Origin of the sequence: Demequina flava (genome assembly GCF_000975035.1) — a bacterium.
Taxonomy (GTDB): Bacteria; Actinomycetota; Actinomycetes; order Actinomycetales; family Demequinaceae; genus Demequina; species Demequina flava.
Window position 1 is genome coordinate 1,058,828 of sequence record NZ_BBRA01000001.1, and the last position, 26,181, is coordinate 1,085,008.

General features: G+C 65.8%; 25 protein-coding genes. 9 read left to right on the forward strand and 16 right to left on the reverse strand.

All coding sequences use genetic code 11. From position 1 onward, the window contains the following. Window positions 1–97: 97 nt before the first annotated feature. Window positions 98–1,171 (reverse strand): histidinol-phosphate transaminase, encoded by a 1,074-nt coding sequence (gene hisC, locus AOP74_RS05025; RefSeq protein WP_061961244.1) that lies wholly within the window; start codon window positions 1,169–1,171, stop codon window positions 98–100. Window positions 1,172–1,207: 36 nt separating this feature from the next. Here hisC and AOP74_RS05030 point away from each other — a divergent pair, with 36 nt between their 5' ends. After that, window positions 1,208–1,591, forward strand: a complete 384-nt coding sequence (locus AOP74_RS05030) for a phage holin family protein (protein WP_061961245.1) — start codon at window positions 1,208–1,210, stop codon at window positions 1,589–1,591. Here the strand turns inward: AOP74_RS05030 and AOP74_RS05035 are convergent. Beyond that, window positions 1,563–3,128 (reverse strand): hypothetical protein, encoded by a 1,566-nt coding sequence (locus AOP74_RS05035; protein WP_061961246.1) that lies wholly within the window; start codon window positions 3,126–3,128, stop codon window positions 1,563–1,565. The genes AOP74_RS05030 and AOP74_RS05035 overlap by 29 nt on opposite strands. After that, entirely contained in the window at window positions 3,125–3,394 is a 270-nt protein-coding gene (locus AOP74_RS05040; RefSeq protein ID WP_169746266.1) for a hypothetical protein, read from the reverse strand. Before AOP74_RS05040 ends, AOP74_RS05035 begins: the two co-directional genes overlap by 4 nt. Before the next feature lie 102 nt (window positions 3,395–3,496). Between AOP74_RS05040 and purB the strand changes: the two genes are divergently transcribed. After that, window positions 3,497–4,924 (forward strand): adenylosuccinate lyase, encoded by a 1,428-nt coding sequence (gene purB / locus AOP74_RS05045; protein WP_061961248.1) that lies wholly within the window; start codon window positions 3,497–3,499, stop codon window positions 4,922–4,924. Window positions 4,925–4,995: 71 nt separating this feature from the next. On the opposite strand, the gene AOP74_RS05050 is transcribed toward purB, so the two are convergent. Further along, complete coding sequence (locus AOP74_RS05050) at window positions 4,996–5,679, reverse strand: MOSC domain-containing protein (protein WP_061961249.1); 684 nt, start codon at window positions 5,677–5,679, stop codon at window positions 4,996–4,998. 58 nt (window positions 5,680–5,737) lie between these two features. Here AOP74_RS05050 and AOP74_RS05055 point away from each other — a divergent pair, with 58 nt between their 5' ends. Together AOP74_RS05055 and AOP74_RS05060 are read left to right on the forward strand one after the other, a co-directional pair. Then, a complete protein-coding gene (locus AOP74_RS05055; RefSeq protein ID WP_061961250.1) occupies window positions 5,738–6,517 on the forward strand; it encodes a CPBP family intramembrane glutamic endopeptidase in 780 nt (259 codons plus the stop codon). Window positions 6,518–6,546: 29 nt separating this feature from the next. Next, entirely contained in the window at window positions 6,547–9,036 is a 2,490-nt protein-coding gene (locus tag AOP74_RS05060; protein WP_061961251.1) for a lysylphosphatidylglycerol synthase transmembrane domain-containing protein, read from the forward strand. Here the strand turns inward: AOP74_RS05060 and AOP74_RS12140 are convergent. Next, the gene (locus AOP74_RS12140; RefSeq protein WP_152649175.1) at window positions 9,033–9,623 is read right to left on the reverse strand and encodes a class I SAM-dependent methyltransferase; all 591 of its coding nucleotides are present in this window, start codon (window positions 9,621–9,623) and stop codon (window positions 9,033–9,035) included. The genes AOP74_RS05060 and AOP74_RS12140 overlap by 4 nt on opposite strands. Before the next feature lie 179 nt (window positions 9,624–9,802). Here AOP74_RS12140 and AOP74_RS05065 point away from each other — a divergent pair, with 179 nt between their 5' ends. Both AOP74_RS05065 and AOP74_RS05070 read left to right on the forward strand, forming a co-directional pair. Then, the gene (locus AOP74_RS05065) at window positions 9,803–10,303 is read left to right on the forward strand and encodes a hypothetical protein (RefSeq protein ID WP_061961252.1); all 501 of its coding nucleotides are present in this window, start codon (window positions 9,803–9,805) and stop codon (window positions 10,301–10,303) included. A 76-nt stretch (window positions 10,304–10,379) separates the two neighbouring features. Beyond that, window positions 10,380–10,883 (forward strand): hypothetical protein, encoded by a 504-nt coding sequence (locus AOP74_RS05070; RefSeq protein WP_061961253.1) that lies wholly within the window; start codon window positions 10,380–10,382, stop codon window positions 10,881–10,883. Window positions 10,884–10,982: 99 nt separating this feature from the next. Here the strand turns inward: AOP74_RS05070 and AOP74_RS05075 are convergent, their stop codons facing one another. The 4 genes from AOP74_RS05075 to AOP74_RS05090 all read right to left on the reverse strand — a co-directional run bounded on the left by AOP74_RS05075 (window position 10,983) and on the right by AOP74_RS05090 (window position 17,528). Beyond that, window positions 10,983–14,162 carry an AfsR/SARP family transcriptional regulator gene (locus AOP74_RS05075; protein ID WP_082096002.1) on the reverse strand — a complete coding sequence of 1,060 codons (3,180 nt, stop codon included), beginning with the start codon at window positions 14,160–14,162 and terminating at the stop codon, window positions 10,983–10,985. A gap of 310 nt (window positions 14,163–14,472) precedes the next feature. Next, complete coding sequence (locus AOP74_RS05080; protein ID WP_152649176.1) at window positions 14,473–15,153, reverse strand: hypothetical protein; 681 nt, start codon at window positions 15,151–15,153, stop codon at window positions 14,473–14,475. Between the two features lie 31 nt (window positions 15,154–15,184). Beyond that, window positions 15,185–15,913, reverse strand: a complete 729-nt coding sequence (locus AOP74_RS05085; RefSeq protein WP_061961256.1) for a hypothetical protein — start codon at window positions 15,911–15,913, stop codon at window positions 15,185–15,187. A 277-nt stretch (window positions 15,914–16,190) separates the two neighbouring features. Continuing rightward, the gene (locus AOP74_RS05090; RefSeq protein ID WP_236683722.1) at window positions 16,191–17,528 is read right to left on the reverse strand and encodes a hypothetical protein; all 1,338 of its coding nucleotides are present in this window, start codon (window positions 17,526–17,528) and stop codon (window positions 16,191–16,193) included. Between the two features lie 320 nt (window positions 17,529–17,848). Here AOP74_RS05090 and AOP74_RS05095 point away from each other — a divergent pair, with 320 nt between their 5' ends. Further along, entirely contained in the window at window positions 17,849–18,874 is a 1,026-nt protein-coding gene (locus AOP74_RS05095) for a cytochrome c biogenesis CcdA family protein (RefSeq protein ID WP_061961257.1), read from the forward strand. 85 nt (window positions 18,875–18,959) lie between these two features. On the opposite strand, the gene AOP74_RS05100 is transcribed toward AOP74_RS05095, so the two are convergent. The 6 genes from AOP74_RS05100 to rpsF all read right to left on the reverse strand — a co-directional run bounded on the left by AOP74_RS05100 (window position 18,960) and on the right by rpsF (window position 23,128). After that, the gene (locus AOP74_RS05100) at window positions 18,960–19,616 is read right to left on the reverse strand and encodes a redoxin family protein (RefSeq protein ID WP_061961258.1); all 657 of its coding nucleotides are present in this window, start codon (window positions 19,614–19,616) and stop codon (window positions 18,960–18,962) included. A 170-nt stretch (window positions 19,617–19,786) separates the two neighbouring features. Further along, the gene (gene dnaB, locus AOP74_RS05105) at window positions 19,787–21,154 is read right to left on the reverse strand and encodes a replicative DNA helicase (RefSeq protein ID WP_061961259.1); all 1,368 of its coding nucleotides are present in this window, start codon (window positions 21,152–21,154) and stop codon (window positions 19,787–19,789) included. A 431-nt stretch (window positions 21,155–21,585) separates the two neighbouring features. Further along, entirely contained in the window at window positions 21,586–22,032 is a 447-nt protein-coding gene (gene rplI / locus AOP74_RS05110) for a 50S ribosomal protein L9 (RefSeq protein WP_061961260.1), read from the reverse strand. 13 nt (window positions 22,033–22,045) lie between these two features. After that, window positions 22,046–22,282: a 30S ribosomal protein S18 gene (rpsR, locus tag AOP74_RS05115; protein WP_061961261.1), complete on the reverse strand. Its 237-nt coding sequence runs from the start codon at window positions 22,280–22,282 to the stop codon at window positions 22,046–22,048. 30 nt (window positions 22,283–22,312) lie between these two features. Continuing rightward, on the reverse strand, window positions 22,313–22,786 hold the full coding sequence (locus AOP74_RS05120) for a single-stranded DNA-binding protein (protein WP_061961262.1): 474 nt from the start codon (window positions 22,784–22,786) through the stop codon (window positions 22,313–22,315). Window positions 22,787–22,837: 51 nt separating this feature from the next. After that, window positions 22,838–23,128: a 30S ribosomal protein S6 gene (rpsF, locus tag AOP74_RS05125; RefSeq protein ID WP_061961263.1), complete on the reverse strand. Its 291-nt coding sequence runs from the start codon at window positions 23,126–23,128 to the stop codon at window positions 22,838–22,840. Between the two features lie 190 nt (window positions 23,129–23,318). Between rpsF and AOP74_RS05130 the strand changes: the two genes are divergently transcribed. Together AOP74_RS05130 and AOP74_RS05135 are read left to right on the forward strand one after the other, a co-directional pair. Continuing rightward, window positions 23,319–24,617 carry a carboxylate--amine ligase gene (locus AOP74_RS05130; RefSeq protein WP_236683723.1) on the forward strand — a complete coding sequence of 433 codons (1,299 nt, stop codon included), beginning with the start codon at window positions 23,319–23,321 and terminating at the stop codon, window positions 24,615–24,617. A gap of 57 nt (window positions 24,618–24,674) precedes the next feature. Further along, complete coding sequence (locus AOP74_RS05135) at window positions 24,675–25,709, forward strand: lipid II:glycine glycyltransferase FemX (protein ID WP_152649177.1); 1,035 nt, start codon at window positions 24,675–24,677, stop codon at window positions 25,707–25,709. On the opposite strand, the gene AOP74_RS05140 is transcribed toward AOP74_RS05135, so the two are convergent. Beyond that, window positions 25,680–26,180, reverse strand: coding sequence for a hypothetical protein (locus AOP74_RS05140; RefSeq protein ID WP_061961265.1), 501 nt, complete (start codon window positions 26,178–26,180; stop codon window positions 25,680–25,682). The genes AOP74_RS05135 and AOP74_RS05140 overlap by 30 nt on opposite strands. Window position 26,181: the final 1 nt, after the last annotated feature.

Below are 26,181 nucleotides of genomic sequence, written 5' to 3' on the forward strand. Positions count from 1 at the left end.
ACATCCTGGGACACCAACAGTCCACCAACGCTAACGGGCGCCTGTGGGCACGTATACGTTAACAGGCACCACGGGGAGGGCCGATGTTTGGGCACCTTTAGGCGCCCAGGCGCGCCATGGCCTGAAGGAGAGCGCCGTTCTCGTCCGGGGTGCCAATCGTCACGCGGATACCTTCGCCCGCGAAGGGACGTACCAGGAGTGATGGCTCGTCTTGGGCCAGAGTGGCCGCAATCTCGATCGACCGATCTCCGGCTGGGATCCACACAAAATTTCCCTCTGCAACGGGGACATCCCACCCCAACTCGCGCAAGCCATCCCGCAGGCGGGGGCGTTCCACGACGGTGCCCTCGACTCGCTCGAGCAGCTCGTCGACCGCGTCCAGCGAGGCCGCGGCCGCTACCTGGGCGACCGTTGACACCGAGAAGGGCGTCACACAGGCCCGCACAGGTGAAATCAGCTCGGCAGAGCCCACTGCATATCCCACGCGCGCGCCCGCGAGGCCGTAGGCCTTGGAGAAGGTGCGGGTGACGACAAGGTTAGGGTGGCGCTCGAGCGCAGCGAGGCCGTCGACGGTGTCGCCGTCGCGACCGAATTCCACGTACGCCTCATCAAGCACCACGAGGACACGCTGCGGCACCGCCGCCATGAACGCCTCGAACTCATCGTGGCGAATCGCTGGTCCGGTGGGGTTGTTGGGCGAACACACAATCGCAACGCGGGTCTGCTCAGTCACCGCCGCAGCCATCGCAGGCAAGTCGTGCCGAGCTTCGTCCGTGAGCGGCACGGGCTTCGCCGTCGCACCGGCGATGGGGGCAAGAATCGGGTACGCCTCGAAACTCCGCCACGCATAGATAACTTCGTCGCCCGCCCCGGTATAGGCCTGAAGGAGGTGCTGCAGGACGGCCACGGAGCCGCCGCCCACCGCGACTCGCTCGACGGCGACGCCCAGGAAGTCCGCGATCTTGGCGTGAAGTTCCACCGCGAACATGTCTGGATAGCGGTTGAGCGTGGTGCCCGCGTGCGCCACGGCCTCTGCGACCGATGGCAGCGGTCCCCAGGGGGACTCGTTCGATGACAGTTTGATGGGGGGCAGGCGGTCAGCCTGTCCGCGAGCGCCGGGGATGTACGCGGGTAGCGCTGCAACGGCGGGCCGAGGAGTAGGAAGAGTCATGGGGTCCAATATGTCAGGTGTGGCAGACTCGCGGTCATGAAGTTCGTCCTGAGATCAGCTGCCATGGCTCTTGCCGTGTGGATCACGACCCTTCTTCCGCTCGAGATTGTCGTCACCGGAGGTGAGGATGAGTGGTGGACACGCCTCCTCGTATTCCTGGGCGTCGGCGTGTTGCTCCAGCTCATGAATCAGATCGTCAAGCCGGTGGTGTCGATCCTCTCGCTCCCGATCACGATCCTCACGCTCGGCCTATTTGCCCTGGTGATCAACTGGTTCATCCTCTGGCTCGCGGCCTGGATCACGGGCTACATTCCCGAAGTGACGCTCGAGATTGGCGGCTTCTGGCTCACCCTTATTGGCGCGCTGGTCATCTCGATCGTGTCGGGCATTGTCAACGGCTTGACGGGGTCGAAGGACTAACAGTCGGGCCGATGCTCGGGCCCGGTCGCGGTTCCACGTTTGGCTGGGGTCGCGGTTCCTGTGGCGCTTCGAACGTGGGACGCGCATATGTCCGGGTGGCCTGGCGGCCCGCAGTCGATTTTGTGAGGGCCTCGCGGGCGGCGACGACCGACGATGCGGCTTCGAGATCCATGCTCGCGCCCACGTGACGGTAGGTCTCAATCCCGTGCGCACTAATGGGCCCATCGCCAAGCGCTGCGATGTCTGGGTCGGAGCTCGCCCTCAGGTCGGCATTGACGTACGTGACGTTGGGCGCAGCGTTGTCCGGAAGCCCATCCGACCCTGGCACCGGGTCTTGGACGTTCGCGATCACGACTGTGTCAACGTCGGGATTGTTGGGGACGTCTCCATGTGGTGACCCGACGAGCACCATGTTGGTGATGTTGAGCTGCGAGGTGACTTCCTCACACGCCGCAACAGAGGCCGCGGCGGCAGCACCCTGGCTGTGACCAACGAGGGTGATGGGAGCATCCGGCGGCAGACCCGCTTCGAGCAGGGCGTTGGCAACGAGTTGCGACAGGTCGTTGAGGTTGTCTACCTTGCTGAAGTCGTCGGTCGTCATCTGCGTGAAGTTGCCGTGCCAGTCGCCTGTTGCCCCGTCGCTCAACCCGTGGTCTTCGGTGCCGGGGATGTACACGAAGACGCTCGCATCCGCCCCTTCTCCATAGACGTCATAGGCAATCTCGCCATGTGGTGAGCTCGACACCTCACCGAGGTTGCCCATCATGCTCTCGAACCCCGCGAGTTCGCTCGGCCCGGCCACAGGCTCTGCAAACTCCACGCCCTCCATCCGGGGCTCACCGGCCCAGTACTCTCCCGCCTCAAACACACCTCTAAGTCCCGTCGCGGCGGCGTCGTACATACTCGGCCCTCCGAGCGCGGCCGAGAGCCCCCAGATTGGGGGTGTCCCGACGGGAGTCCGAGTGAGCCCCAGCACCCCCGTGACGGTGGCACGGTTCACGACCCCCGTCACGGCAGGCGCACGGTCCGGCATGAGGGCACTCCCTACGCGGTCCTTGCCTGTGATCGTCCCCAACGCACCCAAGGGCGTCGTCTTCCACGCACCCGCCGCGAGAACTCGCCCAACCCACAGCTGGGCTCCCAGAATGTCCCCGAAGTACCTACCGGCCGCGCCCCACAAGGACAGTCCTGCCGAGGCTGCCCGCTCGGCCTCCTCATACCCCGCTGCAACAACTCGGAGGCCCTCCGCGCAGTCCGTCAGCGCAGCATCCAGCGCCTCACACGAATCCACGCCATAGCGAGCATCCTCCACCGCGGTCTTGGCACGATTGACGTCGTCCCAGACGGTCGGCACCGCCTGAGTCTGCGCGAAGAGCAGCGACGCGTGCGCGATCCGCAGACGCAGAGAACACTCCGAGAGAAGACCGGCGCAGGTGTCCACAATGACCGCGGCCGCAGTGAGATCTGTCGTGACCGCCTGTGTCCCGCCGGCCCCACCCGAGACCGCAAGCGGAACGGCCTGTTCCTCGCTGCTCATTGACCAGCCGCATCCGCGGCACTCTGGGCCCCCCAGCACGCCGCGCGCGCCGCATAGACCGCGTCTTCGAGGGAGGTGAGCTTGGCCGTGAGCTCAGTGAGCCGTTCCTGATACGCATCGGCCGCAAGAGACACCCACTGCACATCTCCCGCGGCGGCCAGGGCATCGCGCGCGTCCTGCAATGCGTTCACGGCCAAACTCAGGGAGCCATGGGGCAGATCGAGGGCGGGTGGCGGCGCCAAGGTCGTCATGTCGTGTCCGGTCATGCCAGCGACGGTAAACACCAACAATTGACATCAAAAGCCCACAAACCCGACCTGTGGACAACTCCGCCGCCCACCCGCGCCTGTGCGTGGAACAATGGCGCCGTGACTTCTTGGAACCCCGCAGCCCTGACTGACTTCACGACCATTGAGCCCGCCGTGGCCCTGACGCCGCTGGATGGCCGTTACCGCGGCGCCGTGGCACCCCTGGTCAACCACCTCTCCGAGCCGGCGCTCAACCGCGCCCGCCTCCACGTTGAGGTTGAGTGGTTCATCCACCTGTGCGAGACCGGCGCAGTCCCCGGAGCCCGCGCCCTCACCGCAGACGAGACCGCACTCCTACGCGCCATTCCAGCCGACTTCGACGGTGCCGGCATCGCCGAGCACGCCGAGATCGAGAAGGTCACCGTCCACGACGTCAAGGCCGTCGAGTACTTCATCAAGCGCCGCATCGAGGGCACCTCGCTCGAGCCGCTCAGCGAGCTCGTCCACTTCGCCTGCACGTCGGAAGACATCAACAACCTGTCCTACGCACTCATGGTGAAGGGCGCCGTCGAGCAGGTCTGGGCTCCCGCCGCTGCCTCCCTGGTGAGCGATATCGCGGACCTGGCCCGAGCATCGGCCGGTCAGCCCATGCTGTCGCGCACCCACGGCCAGACCGCGACCCCCACCACGCTCGGCAAGGAGCTGGGAGTGCTCGCGCACCGCCTGAACCGCCAGCTCACCCGCGTGGCCAAGCAGGAGTACCTGGGCAAGATCAACGGCGCGACCGGCACGTACGGCGCCCACACCGCCGCAGTCCCCGGGACCGACTGGGTCGAAGTGTCGCGCACGTTCGTCGAGGGCCTGGGCCTCACCTGGAACCCGCTGACCACCCAAATCGAGAGCCACGACTGGCAGGCCGAGCTGTACGCGGACGTCGCGCGCTACGGCCGGATCCTGCACAACCTCGCGACGGACGTATGGACCTACATTTCGCTGGGCTACTTCGCGCAGGCAGCGGCGAAGGGTTCGATCGGCTCGTCTGCGATGCCGCACAAGATCAATCCCATCCGCTTCGAGAATGCCGAGGCCAACCTCGAGATCTCCGCGGCGCTCTTCGACACGCTGGGCTCCACGCTCGTCACCAGCCGCCTGCAGCGCGACCTCACGGACTCCACGTCGCAGCGCAACATCGGCGTCGCATTCGGCCACTCGCTGCTCGCGATCGACAACGTCCGGCGCGGCCTGGGCACGCTCAGTGTTAATGGCGCGGCGCTGGACGCCGACCTCGACGCCTCGTGGGAGGTGCTCGCGGAACCCATCCAGTCCGCGATGCGCGCCGCCGCCGTCGCGGGTGTGCCCGGTATGGAGAACCCCTATGAGCGCCTCAAGGAGCTCACGCGCGGCCACGTGATCGATGCGGGCGCGATCCGCACCTTTGTCGACGGCCTCGAGCTGCCTGCGGAGACCAAGGAACGCCTGGCCGCACTCACGCCGGGCACCTATGTGGGCCTCGCGGAGCAACTTGTGGCGCGCTACCTCAGCGTCTAGCGACTCCTGGCAGGTGCTGAGTGCTCATTTTCAGCGATTTTGGGCACTGAGCACCTGCTGAGACGCGCTACTCACGCGGTGACGACGCCGTCGCCAACACTCACCACGCCGGGCCGGTCGATCCCTAAGTAGACCGCCGCCTTCAGGTCGCGCGTTCCGCCCAGCGCCTTAAGCCACGCGGTGCGCCCGTCCACCCCGTCCTGCTCCTGGTCAATAGTCCGACACCGGGTGACCCGCTTGATGGTGTGAAAGACGACGTCGCCGATGCGCACTTCGCCGTCCCAGGCCTCTTCCTCGAAGGGGCGCTCGGTCTCGACTACGAGGTTCACCCGGAGACGTCGGGGGTCGGCATCGACGCCTAACTCGCGAGCGCACCAGTCCAATGTGGCCGTGCCGATCACTGACACTGGGCTGTCGTCAAAGTGCGGCACGTCGCTCTCCTGCGCCACCCTCACGTCCGCGTCAAAGTCTGCGGTGAGTGCAGCATCGGCCCTGGTGTCCCCCGCAAACCACGTACCTGCCGGACCCGCGATTTCGACTCCCCCGGCCGTGGTGTGGGCCGCGTACTCGAAGATGCGGTCGCGGCGCACAAACCTGCTCCCGTTCTTGCCGCACGCCAGGCGGTCATCCCCGTCGCGCACCGCCCACGCCCGGTCACCCACCAACCCGCGCGCGTCGATCTCGACGGACTCGAGCGACTCGCCGCCCATCGCTTTGACGGGGTAGCGGCGGATGCTCACAACAGTGGTGGTCATGATTCGAGCGTAGGGCCGATGCTCGGGGCCAGTCACGTACTGCGCTTACAGTGTCGGGGTGAGCCAGACAGTCCTGCCTAGCCGGCGCCGCATGCGGGCCGAGGTCCTCATCGTGCTCGGGCTGTCGCTGGGGTACTACGCGATCAGCGCGCTGCTCACGCTCATTGAGCGCTATCTGGCCGAGCCCGTGATTGGCGATCAGGTCGCTCAGCTCAACCGTTCGCGCTCCGACATCGACGTGGTCGACATGGTGCAACAGCTCGTCTACCAGGCGTATCTGTTGATGCCAGTTGCGCTCGCGCTCTACCTGTTGTCCGCGGGTGGGCGGCGTATCCGACCGCTGCTGGGCCTGACCGGCCCCGCGCGGGCGTGGTGGCGGGATGTGGCGATGGGCTTAGGGCTCGCGGCGTGCATCGGCCTGCCGGGCCTGGCCCTCTACGCCGTCTCGCGAGCGCTGGGCCAGACCGTCCGGATCGACACCTCGGGCCTGCCGGATGCGTGGTGGTCCGCGACCATCTTGCTGTTGTCCGCGGCCGTCGCTGGCGTCCTCGAGGAGACCATCGTGGTCGGCTACCTCATGACCCGGCTCAAGGATCTGGGATGGTCTGTGACCGCGGCGATCGTGGCATCGGCCCTGCTCCGCGGCGCCTATCACCTCTACCAAGGCTGGCCGATGGCGCTCGGCAATGTCGTGATGGGCCTGGTATTTGCGTGGTGGTTCCATCGCACCGGCCGCCTTGCGCCGCTCATCTTCGCTCACTGGACGCTCGATGCGGTCTCCTTCATCGGGCCAGAGGTCGTGCCTCAGGAGTGGCTCACCGAGCTGGGTATCGCATAAAGAAGGCCGCTTGCTCCTAGACTCTGGGCATGGCCGGATCTGAGCAGACGCAAGAGTCGCCTGCGCAGACGGAAGAGAGAGATCCGCTGCAGGGAGTCGCGGTCTTCGACGCGCCCGAGCAGCGCGTGCACCGCTTCACGGACATGATCGCCTTCATCGTGACGGTGCTCGGAATCGTGCTGACGCTGCTCCTCGGCGCGTACGGCACCTCCACGACGGCAGGGTTCGCTGAAGACGTCGAGGGCATCGCCTCCGTCCTCCAGCGACTGCTCGTGGCGCCGGTCAACATTTTCTCCGGCATCGTCACCGTCGTGGTGCCCACCGCCATCATCATCGACCTTGGCGTGCGCCGCGAGCCACGCCGCATACTGGAAGTGCTGGGCGCGGGAATCCTCGCGTTCATCGTCACCGTGATCGCCGCCATCACGACCCTGCTGTGGGGCAGCGACGAGCTCATCGCGAGCCTGTCGATCCCGGGCGCCGAGGGCGAGATGGTCGTCCAGCTTCCCGCGTACCTCGCCGCGGTCGCCGCGATGCTCACCGCCGCGGGACTGCGGACAACGCGTCGCGTGCTCGCGTGGTCGTGGCCGATGATCTGGATCTCCGCCGCGGTCGGCATCATCTCCGGCATCGTCACGGTGCCAGGGGCGATTACGGTCGTGCTGATTGGCCGTGCGACCGGGCTGGTGCTCCGGTACCTCTTGGGGTCTTCGGCAGACCGCGCGTACGGCGGGCCGCTTGTTGACGGTATTCGCCGCGCTGGGTTCGAGCCTAAGCGGATCGTGCGTTCGGACAAGGCCGAGGACTACGTGCTGGAAGAGGACGACGCCGTCGCCTCTGCGCTCGGCCGCACGCGCACGGGGCGCGTCTACGCCGTCACGACCGTCGAGGGCCACCAGCTCGTTGTGCTGGCACTCGACGGTGATCAGCACGCCGCCGGCTTCGCATCGAAGTTGTGGCAGACGATTCGCTTCCGCGGGCTCGACGCGCGCGCAGAGGTCAGCCTTCGCCAGACGGCCGAGTCAACAGCCCTGGTTTCGCACGCGGCCCGAACCGCCGGCGTCCGTACCGCCCGCGTGCTCGGCATGAGCCAAGCCCGCGACACCATGCTGATCGTCTACCAACGCCCTGCGGCTGTACGGCCGCTGTCGGAGTTCACGGAGGACGAGGTCTCCGACGAGATGCTCGACGCGACGTGGGCCCAGCTCGCTCATGCTCACGCCTCGGGAATCTCGCACCGCAAGCTCAGCTCCGACACCATCCTCGTGGGCGACAACGACGGCATCGGCGCGCCCGTGATGTGGATCACGTCGTGGGACATGGGAGAGGTCGCCACGTCGACGTTGGCTCGCCGCATCGACAACGTGCAGCTCCTCGCGGCGCTGGCGACCATCGTGGGTGCCGAGCGCGCCGCCGCCTCCGCGTACCGCGCGTTGGGCGAAGAGGTCGTTGAGCAGGTCGCGCCGCTCATGCAGGCGATCGTGTTGCCGCGGGACACCCGGGCGGCGATGAAGAAGGACAAGGGCATGTTGTCCCGCCTTCGCGAGAGTTTGGTGACGCTCGTTCCCGATGCCGAGGTCGAACAGCAGGACATCGCGCGCTTTGGCTGGCGCACGATCTTCACGTTCGTTGCCGCCATCATCGCGGTCACATTCATCATCACGCGGTTCAACACGCAGGACCTCATCGACGCCCTCCAGGGCGCCAACTGGTGGTGGGTCGGTGGCGCCGTGTTCTGGGGCATGCTCACCTTCATTGGCGCTGCCCTCGCGCTGATCGCGTTCTCGCCGGTAAAGCTGCCGCCGTGGCGCACCGTTGTCGCTCAGGTCGCTGCGGCGTACATCGCCCTCGCTGTGCCCGCCGGCATTGGGCCAGCGGCGTTGAACCTGCGCCTGCTGACCAAGCGGAGGGTTCCCACGCCGCTCGCGGTGGCCACAGTGGCCCTGGTCCAGGTGTCCGCGGTGATTGTCACCGTGGTCGGCCTGTTCGTGCTGACACTCTTCACGGGTTCGCAGGGCACGCTGGCATCGCTGCCGTCGACGTCCGTGCTGATTGCTGTCGGCGTGACGATGGCCGTGATCGTGGCATTCATGTTCGTCCCGAAGGTGCGACGCTGGGTCATCGCGAAGATCATGCCGCCGATTCGCCAGACCTGGCCGCGCCTTGTGCAGGTGCTTGGCCAGCCCACCCGCTTGCTCACAGGCCTGGCCGGCAACTTGATCCAGACCTTCGCCTACGTAGGCGCGTTCTACTGCACGCTCGAGGCGTTCGGCCAGAACCTCGCGATCATGGACGTCGCCGTCATCTACTTCCTGTCCAACGCTGTGGGCGCCGTGGTGCCGACGCCTGGCGGTATTGGTGCCATCGAGGCCGCACTCATCGGTGGTCTGACGTCCGCCGGTGTCCCGATCGCGGTGGCCACGCCCGTCGTGCTGATCTACCGATTCATCACGTACTGGGCGCGCATCCCGCTGGGCTACGTCGCCATGAACTGGCTGCAGAAGAAGGGCGAGCTCTAGCCCCCTTTTCCCCTGGCCGTACATACTCGGCGGGGTTGGGGCGGTTCAGTTGCCCTGGCCGTCAGTTTGCGTCGGGCCGATGCTGGCTCGCGACGACGTGGAACACATGCCAATGCTTGGGCCCGCTTGCGGACAAACCGTCCACGTCCTCTTCCTCCCCAGTCGAGAATGTCCAGCCCTGAGCACATGTCACGCACCTGCGCTTCGCTGTGGACGGTGACGTCGTGACGTCCCGCCCACGAGTCACGCTCCCCAAACAAGTCGACGGCAAGGATGCCCCCTGGTAGGAGCGCGCCTGTCATCCGCGTCCACAGCGCCGCGAGCGCGTTGGCGGGCAACCACGGGAGCGTGTACGCGGAGTGGATCAGGTCTGCACGGGAAGCTCGAGCCGCTCCCGGAGATCCGCTACCTGCGTCGCGACGCTGGCGGCTAGTTCCGGTGGGGTGCGCTCCCGCACCAATATCGAGAGCGGTGCGCCCCTCGCCGGGTCCGGCGTGTTCCACGACGGTGGCACACAAGTCGCGCGGCGACACGCGGCTCGCTTGCGACGCGTTGTAGTCCAACCAATGCCGGGTCGCCGCGTCCATGCGTTCAGCCTAGGCGCGCGCAGGGCCGATGCTCGGGGCGCCAACGCGGTCGATGACCACTAGGAGGGTGGTGGCGTCTGCCCTGTACCGCCCCGCAAGTGTGAGCGGGTTGTGAGCGGGCGATGGTCGACTGGAACCCGAGTGATCACGCAGCATCGAGAGCACGAACAGGAGCATCCATGACACCTAAGAGATTCCTCACACCGGCAATGGCAGTGGCAGGAAGCGTCGTGGCGACCGCATCTTTAACCGCCTGCGGCTCCAACCCAATCAATAGTGCGATTGACGGAGCCGCCGATCAGTTGGCAGAGCAGGGGGCGGAGGAGATCGTCGAGGGCATGTCCGGAGGCGGGGTCGACATCGAGTTCGAGTCGCTCCCCGACGGTTTCCCGGATGAAGTTCCGCTCGTGTCCACATCCATTGTCTCGGGCGTCGCGATCCCCGGAGAGGACGGCGAGGAGGGCGGCTTCAGCGTCAACGTGTCCGATGACCGAGACCCAGAGACCGTCGCAGAAGCGGTGAGGAACGACTTCGCGGACTGGGAACAACTCAACTGGAACGACGCACTTCTGGGCGGCCAATACACCACGAGTGACTGGTCCGTCGTGGTCGCCATCCTCGAGGGCGACTCCGAAAGCGACAGCGTCGTGGGCTACACCGTAATCCCTGTCGCCGACTAGGCGAAGCGCGCCTGCCACGACCCAGCACGGTGCCCACCTCTCCTGGTCGGCACGATCCCTAACAAGAAGGAGACCCATGTTCAACAAACAAAAGCCTGCTCGCGTCGCAGTGCTCGCTGGTGCCATCACAGTCACGGTCGTGCTAGCTGGATGTTCGTCTGACGCCGAGGGCGACAGTGCCCCGGCGGGTACCACGACCCAAGCTACCGAGGCCGCGTCAGACACCGTGAACTCGACGTCGGCGGAACCCGTTGAAGAGGATTCCGATGCCACAGCCTCTGCCGATGTCCCAGAGGGCTTCCCCTCGGAAGTCCCGCTGGTGTCTGGCGACGTCATTGACAGCACCAAACTCGACCGCGGCACCTACGTCCTTTACACGGTCACCGTTGCCGACGAGCGGGCCCCAGCGGACGTCCTCGCATCTCTACCCGCACAGTTCACAGGCTGGGGCCTGACCTTCGAGGACGACACCTCGTCGCAGTTCACGAGCAACGAGCTCGGATACAGCGTGACCGTCACGGCCACCGCACGGGATAGCGGGTCATCGGTGGAATACGACGTGCCGGTTCCGAGTGAATAGCCGACGAGTACCGAGGGTTCGCTATCCGGGCAACTCGGGCCCATGCCTTCGGGCAGCGTGAGAACCGCTGCTCGCTTCGCACCCACGTCGTTGGGGAGGTTAGTCCTCCCGCACCCAGAGCGCCATGCCTGGCGCAGCGAAGAACAACTCATCGACCGCGGACCGCTGATCGCGCACCGACGGTTTGTCACCACGCCCACTCGCGGGCACGCGCGAAAGCGCAAGCCACGTGTCGGCCGCGCTCGAGGCGAGGCCGAGCTCGTGCGCGTCCTTCGCTATCGAGTCCAACGTAGAGACGTCGCCGGACACCGATGCGGCAGCGTGTTCTGCCAACAAGTCGAGGAGGCCGCCCCCGCCCACATGTTTCGCCGCTTCGAGGATCGTGGCGGCCTCCGCCACGTTCTCGCCCACACGCACGGCGCAGTGCGCGAGCGTCCCTGCGAAGAAGCTGTGCTGAGCAGCGAGCAACCATTGTGCGGCGTCGACGAGCGTCCGCGACGCCAAACCCGCCTCACCAGCGGCGTTTGCTTGCCACGCCTGTGCCCACGCACGCAGCATGACGACCTTTGGATCGCCCTGCGCAGCTTCAGGAACTGCGGCGAAGTGCTCGTGCGCCGCGTCGCTCCCCGATGTCGCCGACGCTGCCGCGCCCGCGAGCGCGCTGGCAGCGGGGAGGAGCCCTGCCACATCACGCCACTGGAGGTGTGCGCACGCTGCGGTCGCCAAACTGTATGCCTGGGTCACATCCCCAGCGACGAGCTCCGTAAACCCCAGCGCATACTCCCAGGCACCCAACGCATCGGCCCCACGCGCCTGTGCGTCAACAATATTTGCGTTCAGCCGGCGCCGAGTAGCCTCCATGTCGCCGGTGTTGGACAGGGCCATCACTTCGGTCAGTTCGATGAGGGACGCCCCGCCCGGCACCTGCTCGACGGTCGCCTCAGGGACTCGCCGTAGCCGTGCCAGCACGGACTCGGCTTCCACAAGAGGGCCCGTGATCACTCCAGACATGCCCACCGTGATCAGACCCAGGACCGCTGAAGCCTCTGAGACCTCGTGCGGCGCTCCAACGGGGTCTCCGGACAGCCCCGCGACGGCCGTCCACCGCATCTGTTCGCGCCGCAACTGATCCGCGACCTCTGGGTCGTCGACGCGGGCCACCGCGTCGGCGAGGGCAGCCAGCGCTCCGTGTGCGTCGTGGCGACCCATTCCACGGTGGCGCGCACAGGCGACAGCCACGGAGGCGCGTTCCGCGTCACTTCTCACCCGTTCCGCAGCGTGGACGAGGTGCGCATCGGCGTCCCCCGCCATCCCCAAAGAGGAGGCGGCAAGCCCCGCGACCCGATAAGCGTCGGCGAGATCCGGAGCCTGTGCAATGACCGACTCCGCTGCGCGCAGCGCAAGTCGTTCGTCCGACGTCCCGAGCGCGTGCTCGGCAACCTCGAGCGTTGCGTGCGCATCGATCACGGTGTCGAGGTCAAGCGCCAAAATGTGGGCGCGTCGTCGCGCCACGGGCCGCTGCGCAGTCGCTTCGCCAAGCAGCACCTCGAGCACCTCGCCCATCAACTCGCGCCACAATGCCTCCGAAAGCTGAGAGCGGAGAACCTCTGCGTCGAGGGGATGCGACAGACGCAGCCAGCCGAGAGTCGAGGACTCAGCGATGCCGGCGCGGACCAATTCGCGCCTCACGTCTTGCCCGAGCGCGGCATCTGGGAATTCCCCTGCGATCGCCAACTTCGCCGCGCCTTCGCGGGCAGTCGCAGTCAGGCTGCGGCACCGCTCACCGACAAGTTGCGTCAATCGAGCACTGGACGCAGGTTCCCCCTGCAACTCCCAGACCGTGCCGTTGTCCACGAGCCTTCCCTCGTCGAGCGATGCCTTAACGACTTCACGCAAGTGCAACGGATTACCCTGAGCGGCACGGAGCATCGCGGCTCTGGCCGCGGGGCTGACAGGACCGTTCACGATCCGGGCAGTCAGTTCATCGGCTTCCTCGTTCGTGAGAGGCTCGACACCGATGCTTGTCACATCGCCGCTGTCATAGAGCGCCGTAATCTCCTGAGGAGCCTCAGTCAGGGTTCTCGAGGTAAGGATCGCGGGAATCCTCGTCGTGCGAATCAGCTGTGTGACCACGAAAAGTGAGGCGTCATCAAGGAACTCGACGTTGTCCACGAGCAACACCATCCTCGACCGTTGACGCGAAAAATGAGTGATGAGTGCCGCGGCGGATGTCCACTCATGGGGCATTCCATCGCCCGCGCCCGCGAATATCCCCAGTGGAACTTCCTGACTCAAGGCACTCGCCCTGAGCACGGGGGCCGAGAACCGGCGGCCTTGGAGCTGTGCGCTGATGGTGCGCAACAGGTGGGTTTTGCCTATGCCCGCTGGGCCAGTAAGCAATACTGTTCGGTCTTCGCGGAGCGCACCACCAAGCAGGTCGGGCCGATTGGACGTGAGCGAGCCCGAGGGCCCGGCAACGTCCTGGGGCGCATGTCGTGCGCCCGTGCCGCTCGTGGTCTGCCCCACAGCGCGTCGGAGCAGCGCCCGGGGCGGCTCCTCGCGCAAGATCCCGACGTGGAGCGAACCGAGATCACTGCCGGGCTCCGCACCGAACGCCTCCGCTAGCACCTCGCGCGCACGTGCATAGACATCGAGCGCCTCGTTCGCACGGCCGTCGCTGTACAGGGCCGACATGAGCTGACCCCAGTGCCGCTCGTTAAACGGTGACTCGTCGACGAGCGCATGAAGCTCGGGCAAAACCTCAGGGCCCCTGCCAAGAGCTAGGTCCGCGTCGATCCGCTCCGCGCGCGTTGCGATCCGGAGCCGCTCCAAGCGCACTCCGGCCGAGCGCACCTCTCCGACCTCGGGCACTCCCAAAAACGCAGGCCCTCTCCAAAGGTCGAGTGCCGCATGGAGGCGTTCGGCCCCCTCCGCCACATACCCGGAGTCAAGAAGCCGAATCCCATCCTCACGCAACACCTCGAATTGATCGGCGTCCGTGTGAACCTCCGCAGGGTCCAGCCTGTACCCACCGTCCGCAAACTCGATGTCCGCGGAGATGGCCGTTCGCAGGCGCGAAACCCTTGCTTGGAGAGCATGTACGGGATCTCGCGGGAAGTCCTCACCCCATAGGTCTTCGGCCAAGGACGCTGGCGAGACGGGATGCCCTCGCGCCACAACGAGCCGCGCCAGGAGTCCTTTTTGGAGGGCTCCGCCGAGAGCGCAGGAGCGACCGCCTTTGCTGGCGCTCACTGTGCCTAGCACGAGAACGTCCAGCATTCCTGATCCCCTTCAACTCAGTAAAAATCGACCCTATCAGGGACGAAGAAAGTGGCGCGATCGGACCCCAGACAGGCGAGTTTGAGCCTTCCCCCGGGTAGATTCGCCTTGACGGATCGGCCGCGAACCCATGAGCGCGCTCCAGGCTCCCGCTGAGGCACGACGCGCGCAACGGCACGGGCTGGCCGCCCGTCACGTCGGGCGTGATGCAGCCGTCGGGACTAGAGCGGCGCGTCCGTGGGCGACGTCGCCGCATGAAAGATCGCGCCGTGTCCAGCGCCAGCTCGCTAGGCCAGCGAGCACCGGTCTCTCACTGCCTGTCGAACTCGGACACGCTCCCCTCGGCAGTAATTTCCAAGACATCGCTCTCGCATACAAACGTTCCAGAGGCCCCGGACGGCTCGCCAGGAACCTCAATGGTTCCTGCGGGGCTCTCCATCGTGGCGACTGACCCCACCGTGTCCTCGGTCCACTCGACGGTTCCTTCATCTGCAGCCTGGTAGCGACCGGTATCAGTGCCCTCGCGCACAAGCTCGATGGTCATGCCGTCCTGTTCCAATGTCATGGTCCACGTTTCATAGGTGACGCCGTAGTGCCCCTCGGGGCCAAACGTGACCAAAACACTGCCGGTCGGATCCGAGACCGAGCCGTCCGCGCCCGTTCCGGCAGCAGCATCCTCGAACAGCGCGCCGAGTTTCTCGTTGTCGGCTAGCCAGGTTCCCACGAGGCAATTCGTTGGCGACGCCGCCTGGACGGGTTCACCGTCACCATCGTCGGGGCCAGCCAACTCCTCATCATCGTCGGGCGGGGCTTCGTCGGCGGAGGCAGTCGCGGCTGACGTGGGAGATTCCGGCGAGGACGATCCCCCGCCGCCAGATCCGTAGCCCTGAGCCTCAAGGTCGTCGTCACAGGCCGTCACAGCCACGGCACTTATAGAGGCGAGCACGCCCGCTGTAAGTCCTGAGATGAGGCGTCTACGCGTCGTCGGCATCCAGTTCCTCGCTTCCTACGATTCGGGATTGTTAAGGTGTCGCGGCAGCCGACGGCAAATCGGCAGGTAACTCAAACAAGCTGTCGTCCACCGGAGCGTCACGCTGGCATGTCCCCTCAGCAAACAAGGCTTCGTCATCAAAATCGGCTGGCTCGAAACCGGGGTAGCGAGCAGGCGCGGCCTCTTCATAGGCGTCGGTGTCGAACTCCATTGCCTCTGTCATGCCGGCGACCCACACCAGCGTGCGATCGGGGCCACGGATAACATGGGCCAGGCCTCCCTGGGCCTGTTGCTCAATTCGAAACACATCTTTCGATCTCAACGTCGTGGTCGCGTCGTACGCCTTATGGGTGTACGTGCATACAACGGCATCCCCGTCCGCGAAGGCCGCCTCCATGGGCGACAGTGCGGGCTCGTCATCATCCATCGCCAGCGCCGGTGTCCCGGAGTCTTGATCCGGCACCGGGGCCTGCGTCGTCTTGATGGGGGTCTTACTAGGCTCCGTTGGTGCCACGATCGCTTCCGATGAAGGCTCCGCAGTTTCCATAGGCGTCGCAGCTTCTGCCGTAGGACTCGCGGCCGCTGCGCCGTCACCGCCGAATCCGTCTGTCGCGACATAGACAACGGTAGCCGCCGCACCCACGAGCAAGACGATGCCAACGGTCAGTGACGTGGCGGCGAGGCCTCGGTCTGAGCCCACCAGCTCGCGACGCGCGCGGGCGCACGCCACAAGATGACTGAAGAAAGGCAAGTGCAACATCGGCCCCTCCGTCCATTGATGACTCATACGATTTCTCATTGTTCCCAGCGCCCCTCACATTCGGCTCACACGCGCGCTCGCCAGGTGGCGATGGTCGAGAAGAGCTACCGGCGCCGGCGTGCTGACGGTGCGCAGTCGCATTTGAGCGGGCAGGAGGCGCGATACCCGATGCCGGCGGGCACCAAGAAGGCCGCCACCACTGTTCGTGGTGACGGCCCTTGGAGTGCGGACCGGGCTGATGGGAGCGGTCCGCTTCCCGCGGTGACGGGAGAAGGAACTAGCCCGTGACGCCGGTGACCTCATTGAGTGCGAAGCCAACCTCGGCGGACTTCCAGATCTCTCCGGTCACGTAGTCCACGGCGTGCACGGTCTGCGTGGCGGGGTCGCTCACGTAGGCCATGCCGTCGAGGACCGTGACGGAGGGGTGGGCGGTCTGCCACTCTTCGGGGACATCCCACGCGTCGATGACCTGAGCCTCGGCGGTCTGCTCGCCGGTTGCCGGGTCCAGTGTGCGCAGCACGCCGTCTGTACCCAGCACCAGAGCCTCGCCGTCAGTGCCGCGAGCCTGGCCACGCCAGGTGTAGAGGGCACCGGCCCCCTGGAATGGGTCAATCACGGTGACGGTCTCTGCCGCGGGGTCGATGAGCGTGATCTCGCCCAGGCCCAGTCCTGCGTCCGGGTCATCCTTGAAGTCGCCGAGCACAATGTCGCTGCCATCGACGGCGTGCAGATTGCCGGTGCGCGCGTAGTCGCCACCCGTCGCCAGCTTGTGCACGTGGTCGCCGTGGAACACGAGCACGCCGTCGTTGCAACCAAACAGCACGAACTCCGTGCCATCAGCGGTCTCAACGGTGGTCTCGCCGTGAACACCAGGGCACTCGTCGCTGACGACGACCTCAGCGTCCTCCCCGTCAAGCAACATCGCGCCGGTGCGCTCCTCATCGTTGCCGCGGGTCACCCACATGTCGCCGTCCTGCTCAACAGCAGCAACGCCGTGGTGCGCTTCGTCGGCAGTCCACTCACGCATCACGTGGAGGTGCTCGTGCTCGACCATGTCGGTCCACTCCGAGGTCTCGACGACCGTCACACTTCCGGTGCCGTCGTCCCACAGAGCGGTCAGGCCATCGTGGGGGACCACGTGTCCTGGTGTCTCGGCTTCGATGAACAGGTCGGTGAGCGCCGGATCTGCCGTGAAGTAGTGGTCGTGGTCGCCGTGTCCCTGTGACCACGTTCCGGCATCGAGGATGGCCCAGCCGCCCTCGGTGGAAACGGCCACGTGGCGCCCGTCGCCCGCAGGAGAGACGCGGTTGAAGCCGTCAATGGCGACATCGCCGACGACCTCGAGGGAAGCGGCGTCGAGCACCACGATGCCTCCGTCATAGGTGGCTACGAGGCGAGGCGTCTTGGCGGCAGCTTCCTGCGCGCTTCCACCGTCGTCGTGGGCATCAGTTGCCTCGTCGTGGTGTTCGGAGTCGGAGGCATGTGCATCAGTTGCCTCGTTGGTGGGGGTGGACGAGGCGGCGGCGTCCACCTCGCCTTCGTCGGATGCGCAGGCACTGAGCGCGAGCAGCGCGACCAGGCCCAAGGCTGGGGCTGCGGTGCGAGAGTTTTTCATCTGTTTGTGGCCGGGGAAGGCCATCCCTTTCTATCGAGATGGGCCGGCGCAGTGCCGGCGGGACAGGACAGACGCAAGCGCGCCTGCCACTGCGAGAAACCTAACACATATCGGTAATCATTCTCATTATCGTTGAGGAGGTGCACGGAGCACGCTCGGCACACGAGGCGCACGAGGCGCACGAGGGACGAGGGACGAGGAGTCCACCGGGCAAGCAGAGTGGGCGCTGGGCGGGCGCGGGTAGCGTGTAGCCATGGCGCCCATCCGCGGCGCCTGTGGCTTCGAACACTTGAGTGCCCACCGGCATCCAAGGAGGATTCATGATCGACTCGGCTGCGCTTGCGTACGCGCTCGTGCTTGGCGCTGTTGCCGCCTTCAACCCGTGCGGCTTCGCGCTGCTCCCCGCCTACATCACCGCCATCGTGACCGGCAGCGTCGAGGACGACGTCAGCCGCGCCTCGGCCCTTCGCCGTGCGATTCGCTTCGGCGTCGCGATGAGCGTGGGCTTCCTGGGCGTCTTCCTGCTGTTGGGATTGCTCTTCGGGGGCGTGAGCCTCGCATTGCAGGCCTCGATCCTTCCGTACGTCTCCTACGTGACGATTGTCATTGGCGCCGGGCTCGTGTGGCTCGGTGTCGTCGTGACCGTCAAGGGTGAGATGCGCGGTCCCGGCCTTCGTATCAGTGGGGCCGCGCCACGCACCACGTTCTGGTCCCAGGTCGGATACGGAGCCGCGTTCGCGGTGGCGTCGCTTAGTTGCACGATCGGGCTATTCCTGGTGGTCGTCACGCAGGCGCTCAACGCCTCGGGGCCCGTCGCCGTGGTTTCGCCGTTCATCGCATACGGACTGGGAATGGGCACATCGGTCGTGCTCGTCTCCATCGCCGCGGCGCTCGTGGGCTCGGGATTGGCTTCCGCGCTACGGCGCCATACCGTGAAGCTCATGCGCATTGGCGGAGTGCTCATGGTGCTCGCCGGCCTCTACGTCGTCGTCTTTGGCCTGGCTGAGGTCCTACCGCGCTACGGCATCACGTTCCTCGAGCCGGTCCTCGAAGCCACAATCTCCGCGCAGGCCGCCGTGTCACAGGCTGTCGGGTCATGGGGCACTCCTGTCCTGCTGACCCTGGCAGGGATCGCACTCATTGCGGTGGTGTGGGCGTTCATCACTGGTCGACGCTCCGCTGACGCCCGGCCCAGCGACGGCGGACCCGGGGGGCCGGGAGGTTCCGGCGGCTCGGGCGGCAGCGGCGACTCCGCTACCGACACAACCCAGAAGGCGCCGGTATCATCCATCCGCACTGCAGACTCCTCGACCCTGGATTCAATCAAGCGGGCAGCCGGCCAATAGTTCGGGCCCGCTGAACACCACAAGGGCCGGTATCCCATCGTGGGATACCGGCCCTTGTGTGTAAGCCGTACGCGGCGAACGCGCCCTACTTGGAGGCGAGCTCCTCGGCGGCCTCGAGGATGCCGTCGGTGTCGAGCGAGCCGCCAATGGTCTCAAACGTGCCGTCGTCGTTGATCAGTACAAAGGCCGGCTGGTAGGCGATACCGAAGTTGGCCCACAGGGAGCCGTCCTCGTCGTAAATCTGGTCAAAGCTACCCACGCCGTAGGTGTCGACGAAGTACTGCGAGGACTCGATGTCCGCCTGGCCCGGCAGCCCGTACAGCGTCACGCCTTCGGGGAGCTGCTCGTTAGCGGCGACGACCTTAGGGGCCTCCGCCTGGCAGGTGGGGCACCACGAGGCCCAGGCCCACAGGATCGAGTCGACGCCCGCGAGCGACTCGCCGTTGAACTCTTCTCCGTCAAGCGTCACGGTCGTGAACTGGAGTTCTTCCGGTACATCGGCAGCCATAGCGTCGTCCGATCCCTCGTCCTCCATCGCGTCCTCTTCCATGGAGTCGTCCTCCATGGCGTCGTCGCTGGATTCGGACTCCATTGCGTCGTGCGTGGCTTCAGCCGTGGCCTCCATGGAGTCCTCGGTCGCGGACATCTCGTCGCCGGGTTCGGCCTCGGTGGCACAGGCGGCCAGGGACAGTGCGGCAACGCCCACCACAGCGGTGGTCACGAAGCGGTTCTTGCGGATCATGGGGTCCTCCCAGGTCAGTGTCTACACGGTACGACGCCGGGGCACGGCTCGCTCATCCTGGCATTCGTGACGAACGCGTGAGCGGATGGGTCGCATCTACCGGCAACAACGCGTGAGGACGCGGAATCACTCCCGGCGGACCGTCCGCCGGCGCTCAACAGCAGCTCTCGCTACAGATCGGGCGCCATATCCGTGAAGTGGGCGTAGTCCTTCTTGAAGGCCACGGCGATGGTGTCGGTGGGTCCCGCGCGGTGCTTGGCGACGATGAAGTCAGCCTCGCCGGGCCGGTTGTCGCGGTCGTAGACGTCCTCGCGGTGAAGCAGGATCACGATGTCCGCGTCCTGCTCAATTGCACCGGACTCACGCATGTCGGAGAGCATGGGCTTCTTTTCGGTGCGCTGCTCGGAGCCACGGTTCAGCTGCGAGATCGCGATGACCGGAACCTCAATCTCCTTGGCCAGGAGCTTGAGCGCGCGCGAGAATTCGGAGACCTCTTGCTGGCGCGACTCCACCTTGCGGCCCGAACTCATCAGCTGCAGGTAGTCCAGGACCACGAGTCCGAGGTTGTGCTGCTGCTTGAGGCGGCGGCACTTCGCGCGGATCTCCATCAGCGTCATGTTGGGGGAGTCGTCGATGAACAGCGGTGCCTTCGCAAGGCTGGCGGCCGTCTGCGCGAGGCGTTCCCAGTCGCTGGGACCCATGGGGCCCTTGGTGAGCTTGGAGAGCTTCACGCTGGCCTCAGCCGCAAGCATACGCTTGGTGATTTCTTCGCGGCCCATTTCCAGCGAGAAGATCACCGAGGCGCGATTGTGGTGAATCGACGCGGATCGCGCAATGTCGAGTCCGAGCGTGGACTTACCGACGGCGGGACGCGCGGCGATGACCACCATCTGGCCGGCCTGGAGGCCACCGGTGAGTTCGTCGAGGTCACGGAAGCCCGTGGGGATGCCGAGCATTTGGCCGTCGCGGCTGGAGGCGGCGTCCACCTGTTCGAGCGTCTGCTCCATGACATCGCCGATTGACAGGTAGTCCTGGGTGTTGCGGCGCTCAGTGACCTTGAAGATCTCGGCCTGCGCACCGTCCACGACCGCGTCGATCTCCGCGCCGTCGCCGTCATAGCCCATGCCCGCAATGCGCGTGCCGGCCTCGACCAAGCGACGCAGGATCGACTGCTCGCGCACCAGCCGGGCGTAGTAGCCAGCAGACGCCGCCGACGGCACCACGGAGATGAGGGTGTGGAGGTACTCCGCGCCCCCGATTCGCCCAAGCTCGTTCATGCGCTGGAGCTCTGCGCCCACCGTGAGGGCGTCAACGGGGTCACCCGCGTTGTAGAGCTTCACTGCGGTGTCGAAGACGACCTCGTGGGCCGGCTTGTAGAAGTCGTCCGCGCGGACCATCTCGATGACGTCGGCCATGGCGTCCTTGGACAGCAGCATGGATCCGAGAACGGACTGCTCCGCTTCGAGGTTTTGCGGGGGGAGTCGCTCGTAGGTCGTCGGCTCAGGTCCGTACGATGCTTCGAGTTCTTCCACCGACATGGTGCGCGCTACCTCCGTGCGATTCGGGATGTGAGAACAGTGTCTCGCGAGGCACTGACACGCCAACGTAGGGCCACTGCCACCCTGTGGACAACTCGGCCCGTGGATGACCCGTGGACAACACCATCCAAAACCGTGGATAGCTTGTGGACGGGCCCCGGGAACGCCTGTGGAGGGCGATGTGGATAATGCCACAGCATCCCGAGGCAAAGGTGAGGTACCAGGGAGTTTGGCTAACCGAACGCTGGGGATAAGTGATTCAGAAAAGTCCTCGGCGTGTCGCACATGGGCGTGTCGGCCGCAAAGATATCCACAGAATCAGTTCGGGGGACAACTGGGCGCGCCCAGCCAAGGCAACCCGCGCATCGGCCCGCGAACGCAACAAGGCCCGGCTCCCACCGAAGTGGGCACCGGGCCTTGTATGAAACGCGTTACTTCGCGGCCACGACCTGAACGGCAACGGTCGCGGAGACGTCACCGTGCAGCGACACGTCCACGTTGTACTCGCCCAGCGCCTTGATGGGCTGGCCGATGTGGATGCGGCGCTTGTCGACCTTGGCGCGGTCGCCAATGGCGGTCGCGATGTCAGCCGGGGTCACGGCACCGAAGAGACGGCCGGACTTGCCAGCCTTGACCTCCACCTTGACGGGGGCCGACTGCAGGGTGTTGCGTGCAGCCTGGGCCTCCTCGACGGAAGCGATCTCCTTGGCGCGCTGCGACTTGCGCATCGCCTCAATCTGCTTCTCCGCACCAGCGGACCACGGGGTGGCCAGCTTGCGGGGAACCAGGTAGTTGCGTGCGTAGCCGTCCTTGACGTCAACGACGTCACCGGCGATGCCGAGGCCTGAGACCTCGTGGGTCAGGATGAGCTTTGCCATGTCTGACCCCCGATCAGCGGCCGGAGCCGGCGTAGGGGAGGAGCGCCATCTCGCGTGCGACCTTGATCGCGCGCGCGATTTCACGCTGCTCCTGGACGGAAACTCCGGTCACGCGGCGCGAACGGATCTTTCCGCGGTCGGAGATGAACTTGCGCAGCAGTGCGGTGTCCTTGTAGTCGACCTTGTCGACCTTGGCCGCCTTAAGCGGGTTCACCTTCTTGCGCGGCTTGCGAATATCGGGCTTAGCCATTTCTTGTGCTCCTGAAGTGGTTACAAGTGTTTAGAACGGGGGCTCGTCGGACGCGGGGGCAGTTGCCCACGGGTCGTTCGAGGAACCGCCTGCCGGCGCACCTCCGCCGAAGCCACCGCCGCCGCCTTGGCCGCCACCTTGACGCTGCGTACGGTTCACCTTTGCGGTGGCGTATCGCAGCGAGGGGCCAACCTCGTCGACCTGCAGTTCAACGACTGTGCGCTTTTCACCATTGGACTCAAACGAACGCTGTACGAGGCGGCCGCTCACGATGACGCGAGTGCCCTTCGTCAGCGACTCGGCCACATTCTCAGCGGCCTCGCGCCACAGGGAGCAACGCATGAACAGGGTGTCGCCGTCCTTCCACTCGCCGGACTGGCGGTCGAAGGTGCGCGGCGTCGAAGCCACCGTGAAGTTGACGACAGCGGCGCCGGACTGGATGAATCGCAGTTCCGGGTCAGCCGTCAGATTGCCGACAACGGTGATGGGTGTTTCGCCTGCCATGTGGTTCCCCTAGTTTCGTGTTGAGTATTTGGTTGCAGTCGGGATCAGGTGCTACTTAGCGTCGGGACGCAGCAGCTTGGTGCGAAGAATCGACTCATTGAGACCCAGCTGACGCTCGAGCTCCTTGGCCGTGGCGGACTCAGCGGTGAAGTTCACAACCGCGTAGATTCCGTCGTTCTTCTTCTTGATCGGGTAAGCCAGACGACGGCGGCCCCAGATGTCGATGTTGTCGACGGTGCCCTTGTCGGTCGTGACCACGTTCAGGTACTTGTCGAGCGACGGCTGAACCGTACGCTCGTCCACCTCGGGATCGAGGATGACCATCATTTCGTACTGACGCATCGAGTAACCCACCTCCTTTGGACTATGACGGCCACGGACGTTCCGTGGCAGGAGGGTTGATGCTTGCGCGCATTTCACCCAGGTAGGTGAAGACGAGCGCAGACCAGGATACCCCGCCGGACTGACACTGCGCTAGCGGCTGTGAGGAATCTCCCGTAGGCGAACAGCGCACACGATCTATGCTGGCCGGGTGACTGACGCGCCTGACACTTCCCGCCCTGTGATCGTCCTCGGCATCGGAGGGGATATTGGCGTCTATGCGTTCCTGCGCGCCGGTCACGAGCGCTACGGCTGGATCCCCAAAGTCATGTCGAAGGTGCGGACGACCTTCATGAAGCATTCGACGCTCGTGGAGTGGATTCCCGAACCCCGGATGGACGACCCGTCCGCGATCGTCGCCCACCTCAACACCTTCGCGAGCGAGCACCCAGATCACGATCTCATCCTGTTCACCAACCTTGACTGGACGGTGCGGATGCTCGCGGAGAACCGCGACAAGCTCGACAGCCGCTGGCACATCCCGCTGTGTGACCTCGACGCCTTTGATCGGGTGTCCTCCAAGACCACCTTCGCGCGCCTATGCGACGACCTCGGCATTCGCACCCCGGTCACGTTGGACGTGGGATTTACGGCCGATGCCGTGGCAGCTGGCGCGCTCACGCCGGCCGATGCCGTGGCTGAGATCCAGGCCAGGGGCCTGGAGTATCCACTCATCGGCAAGCCCGCCGCAAGCGCAGATTGGTTCGAGGTCGACTTCCCGGGCAAGCTCAAGATCCATCACTTTGCCTCTGAGGCCGAGGTTGTTGACGTCCTCGAGCACCTTGCGGAGCGCAAGTACCCCAGCGAGTTTCTGGTGCAGGAGTTTGTCCCCGGCGACGAGACCCACATGCGTTCCATCACCGCGTACCGCTCCACCAGAGGCGAGGTAACGCTCTTGGCCGGCGGACAGGTCCTGCTCGAGGAACACACTCCCGGCACACTCGGCATCCCCGCAGCGATCCTCACCGAGCTCGATCACGACGCGCTCGACGAGGCCCGCCGCTTCCTTGACGCCGCCGACTACACGGGCTTTGCCAACTTCGACTACAAAGTCTCCAGCCGCACAGGTGAGCGCGTCTTCTTCGAAATGAACCCGCGCATCGGCCGCAACAACTTCTACGTGACCGCAGCCGGAGCCAACGTCGCCGAACCCGTCGCCCACGACCTGCTTGGCCTTCCCAGCTCAGCCACGGCATCGGCCGGTCCCACGAGCCCCGAAACCCAGGTGCTGTACTCCGTGGTGCCGTTCCGCTTGCTGAGCCGCTACCTGCTGGATCCCGCGCTCAAGGCGAAGGTCACAGCGGCCAAGAAGGCTCACGGCCTTGCCCACCCGCTGCGCTACAAGGCGGACCGCTCGCTCAAGCGGCGCCTGTGGGTGCGGGCGCTGGATGTGCGACTGGCTCGCAAGTACCGCACGTACTATCCCGAGCCCACCGAGACCGGCTTCTAGGCGGCCGCGCGGGGAGGCGCCTCGCCGGCCACGGGGAAGCGGTCTACCCTCGTGACTGTGACAGCCACCCTCCACATCGACGAGATCTCCACCGACGACTTCCTCGCGCTCGCGCGCACTGGCTCCGAGCCCGTGCCCATTGAGCAGGGACCCGCCTGGGACCCCTATGACGAGGCCGTCGAGGGCCGCGAGCACTGGCGCCGTCTCGTGATCAAAGCGGGGGCCGATGCTGTGGCAGTGGTCTCGCTCAGCGCTTACGAGGGGCGCGGCTTCCGTTACCTGTGGGCACGTCACGGTCCGGTCTGGCTGACCGAGCAGACCCCTGAGCGCGAGCGCATGGTGCGCGCGGCGCTGATTGCGTACCTGCGCAAGGAGGCTCCGTGGGCTGCGTTCGTGCGCTTGCACGCCAAGCACCCCGCAAGCGACCTGCACGAGCTCCTGCAGACGGTCACCTACGACCACACCGTCATCCTTGACCTCACCAAGTCCGAGGACGACATCCTCGCCAGCTTTTCCAAGCGCGGCCGCTACAAGACGCGGCGCACGCTCAAGGATGAAGCGATGACGGTCACCGAGGAGTCGAACTGCACGCCGGAGGAGTTCGAGGAGCTGTACGCGATCTATCGCGAGACCGCCGAGCGCGACGGCTTTGGAATCTTCCCCGCGTCCGTCTACCTCGAGATGCTCGAGAGTTTGGGCGAGCACGTTCGCCTGTGGGTCGCGCGCCGCCACGACACCGGAGCCGATGGTGACCTGTTGCCCGGTCGCGCCGTGTCCTGGGTGCTGTCCACCGTGTACGACAACGCCGGCTGCGACACCTACGCTGCGGGCAACATGGAGGCACGCAACACCAACGCCGCCATTCGCCTCAAGTGGGAGATCATCACGGCGCTCAAGGCCGAGGGCATCACGCAGTACGACCTCATGGGCGTGGGTTCCGACCGTGCTCCCACGCTGATGGGTGTGCGCGAGTTCAAGCAGCAGTTCGGCGAGATTGTGTACGTGGACCCGGCGTGGGACGTGGCGCTCAAGCCGCTGCGCTATCGCATGCTGGGGTGGGCGCTACGCGCCAAGCGAGCTCTGCGCCGGTAGCGGCCGCCGGCTCACCGCGAGGGCGGTGAGCCAGATGAGTGCGACGATCGCAGTCGCCCAATGGGTCATGTAGAGCGGGGAGTCGATCACGCTGGGGGTCGGCCCCGCCTCGTCTCGCAACCCGGCCATCGTCAGCGCGATCCACACTGCGCTACATCCAAGGATCACGGCGCGCCACATGGCACCGACGGAATCGCGGTCGCGCCTCCAGCCCCACACCACGGCCGCTGTTGCCGCGACCCAGGCGAGGATCATCGCTCCGGTGGCCACGGCATCGGCCGTTGGCGAGGAAACCTCAAACCGCAAGGTCGCTAGGGGTGCGTACGGCGCGTACGGCGCGTAAACGATTGGCGCCAACGCCACTGCGCTGACCACCCACGCCACGACCCCCATGCGGCGCCTCGTGCGATGGACGGCACTCACTGCGAGTGCCGCCATCACGACGATGGCGCTCAGGGCCGCGACGCTCACG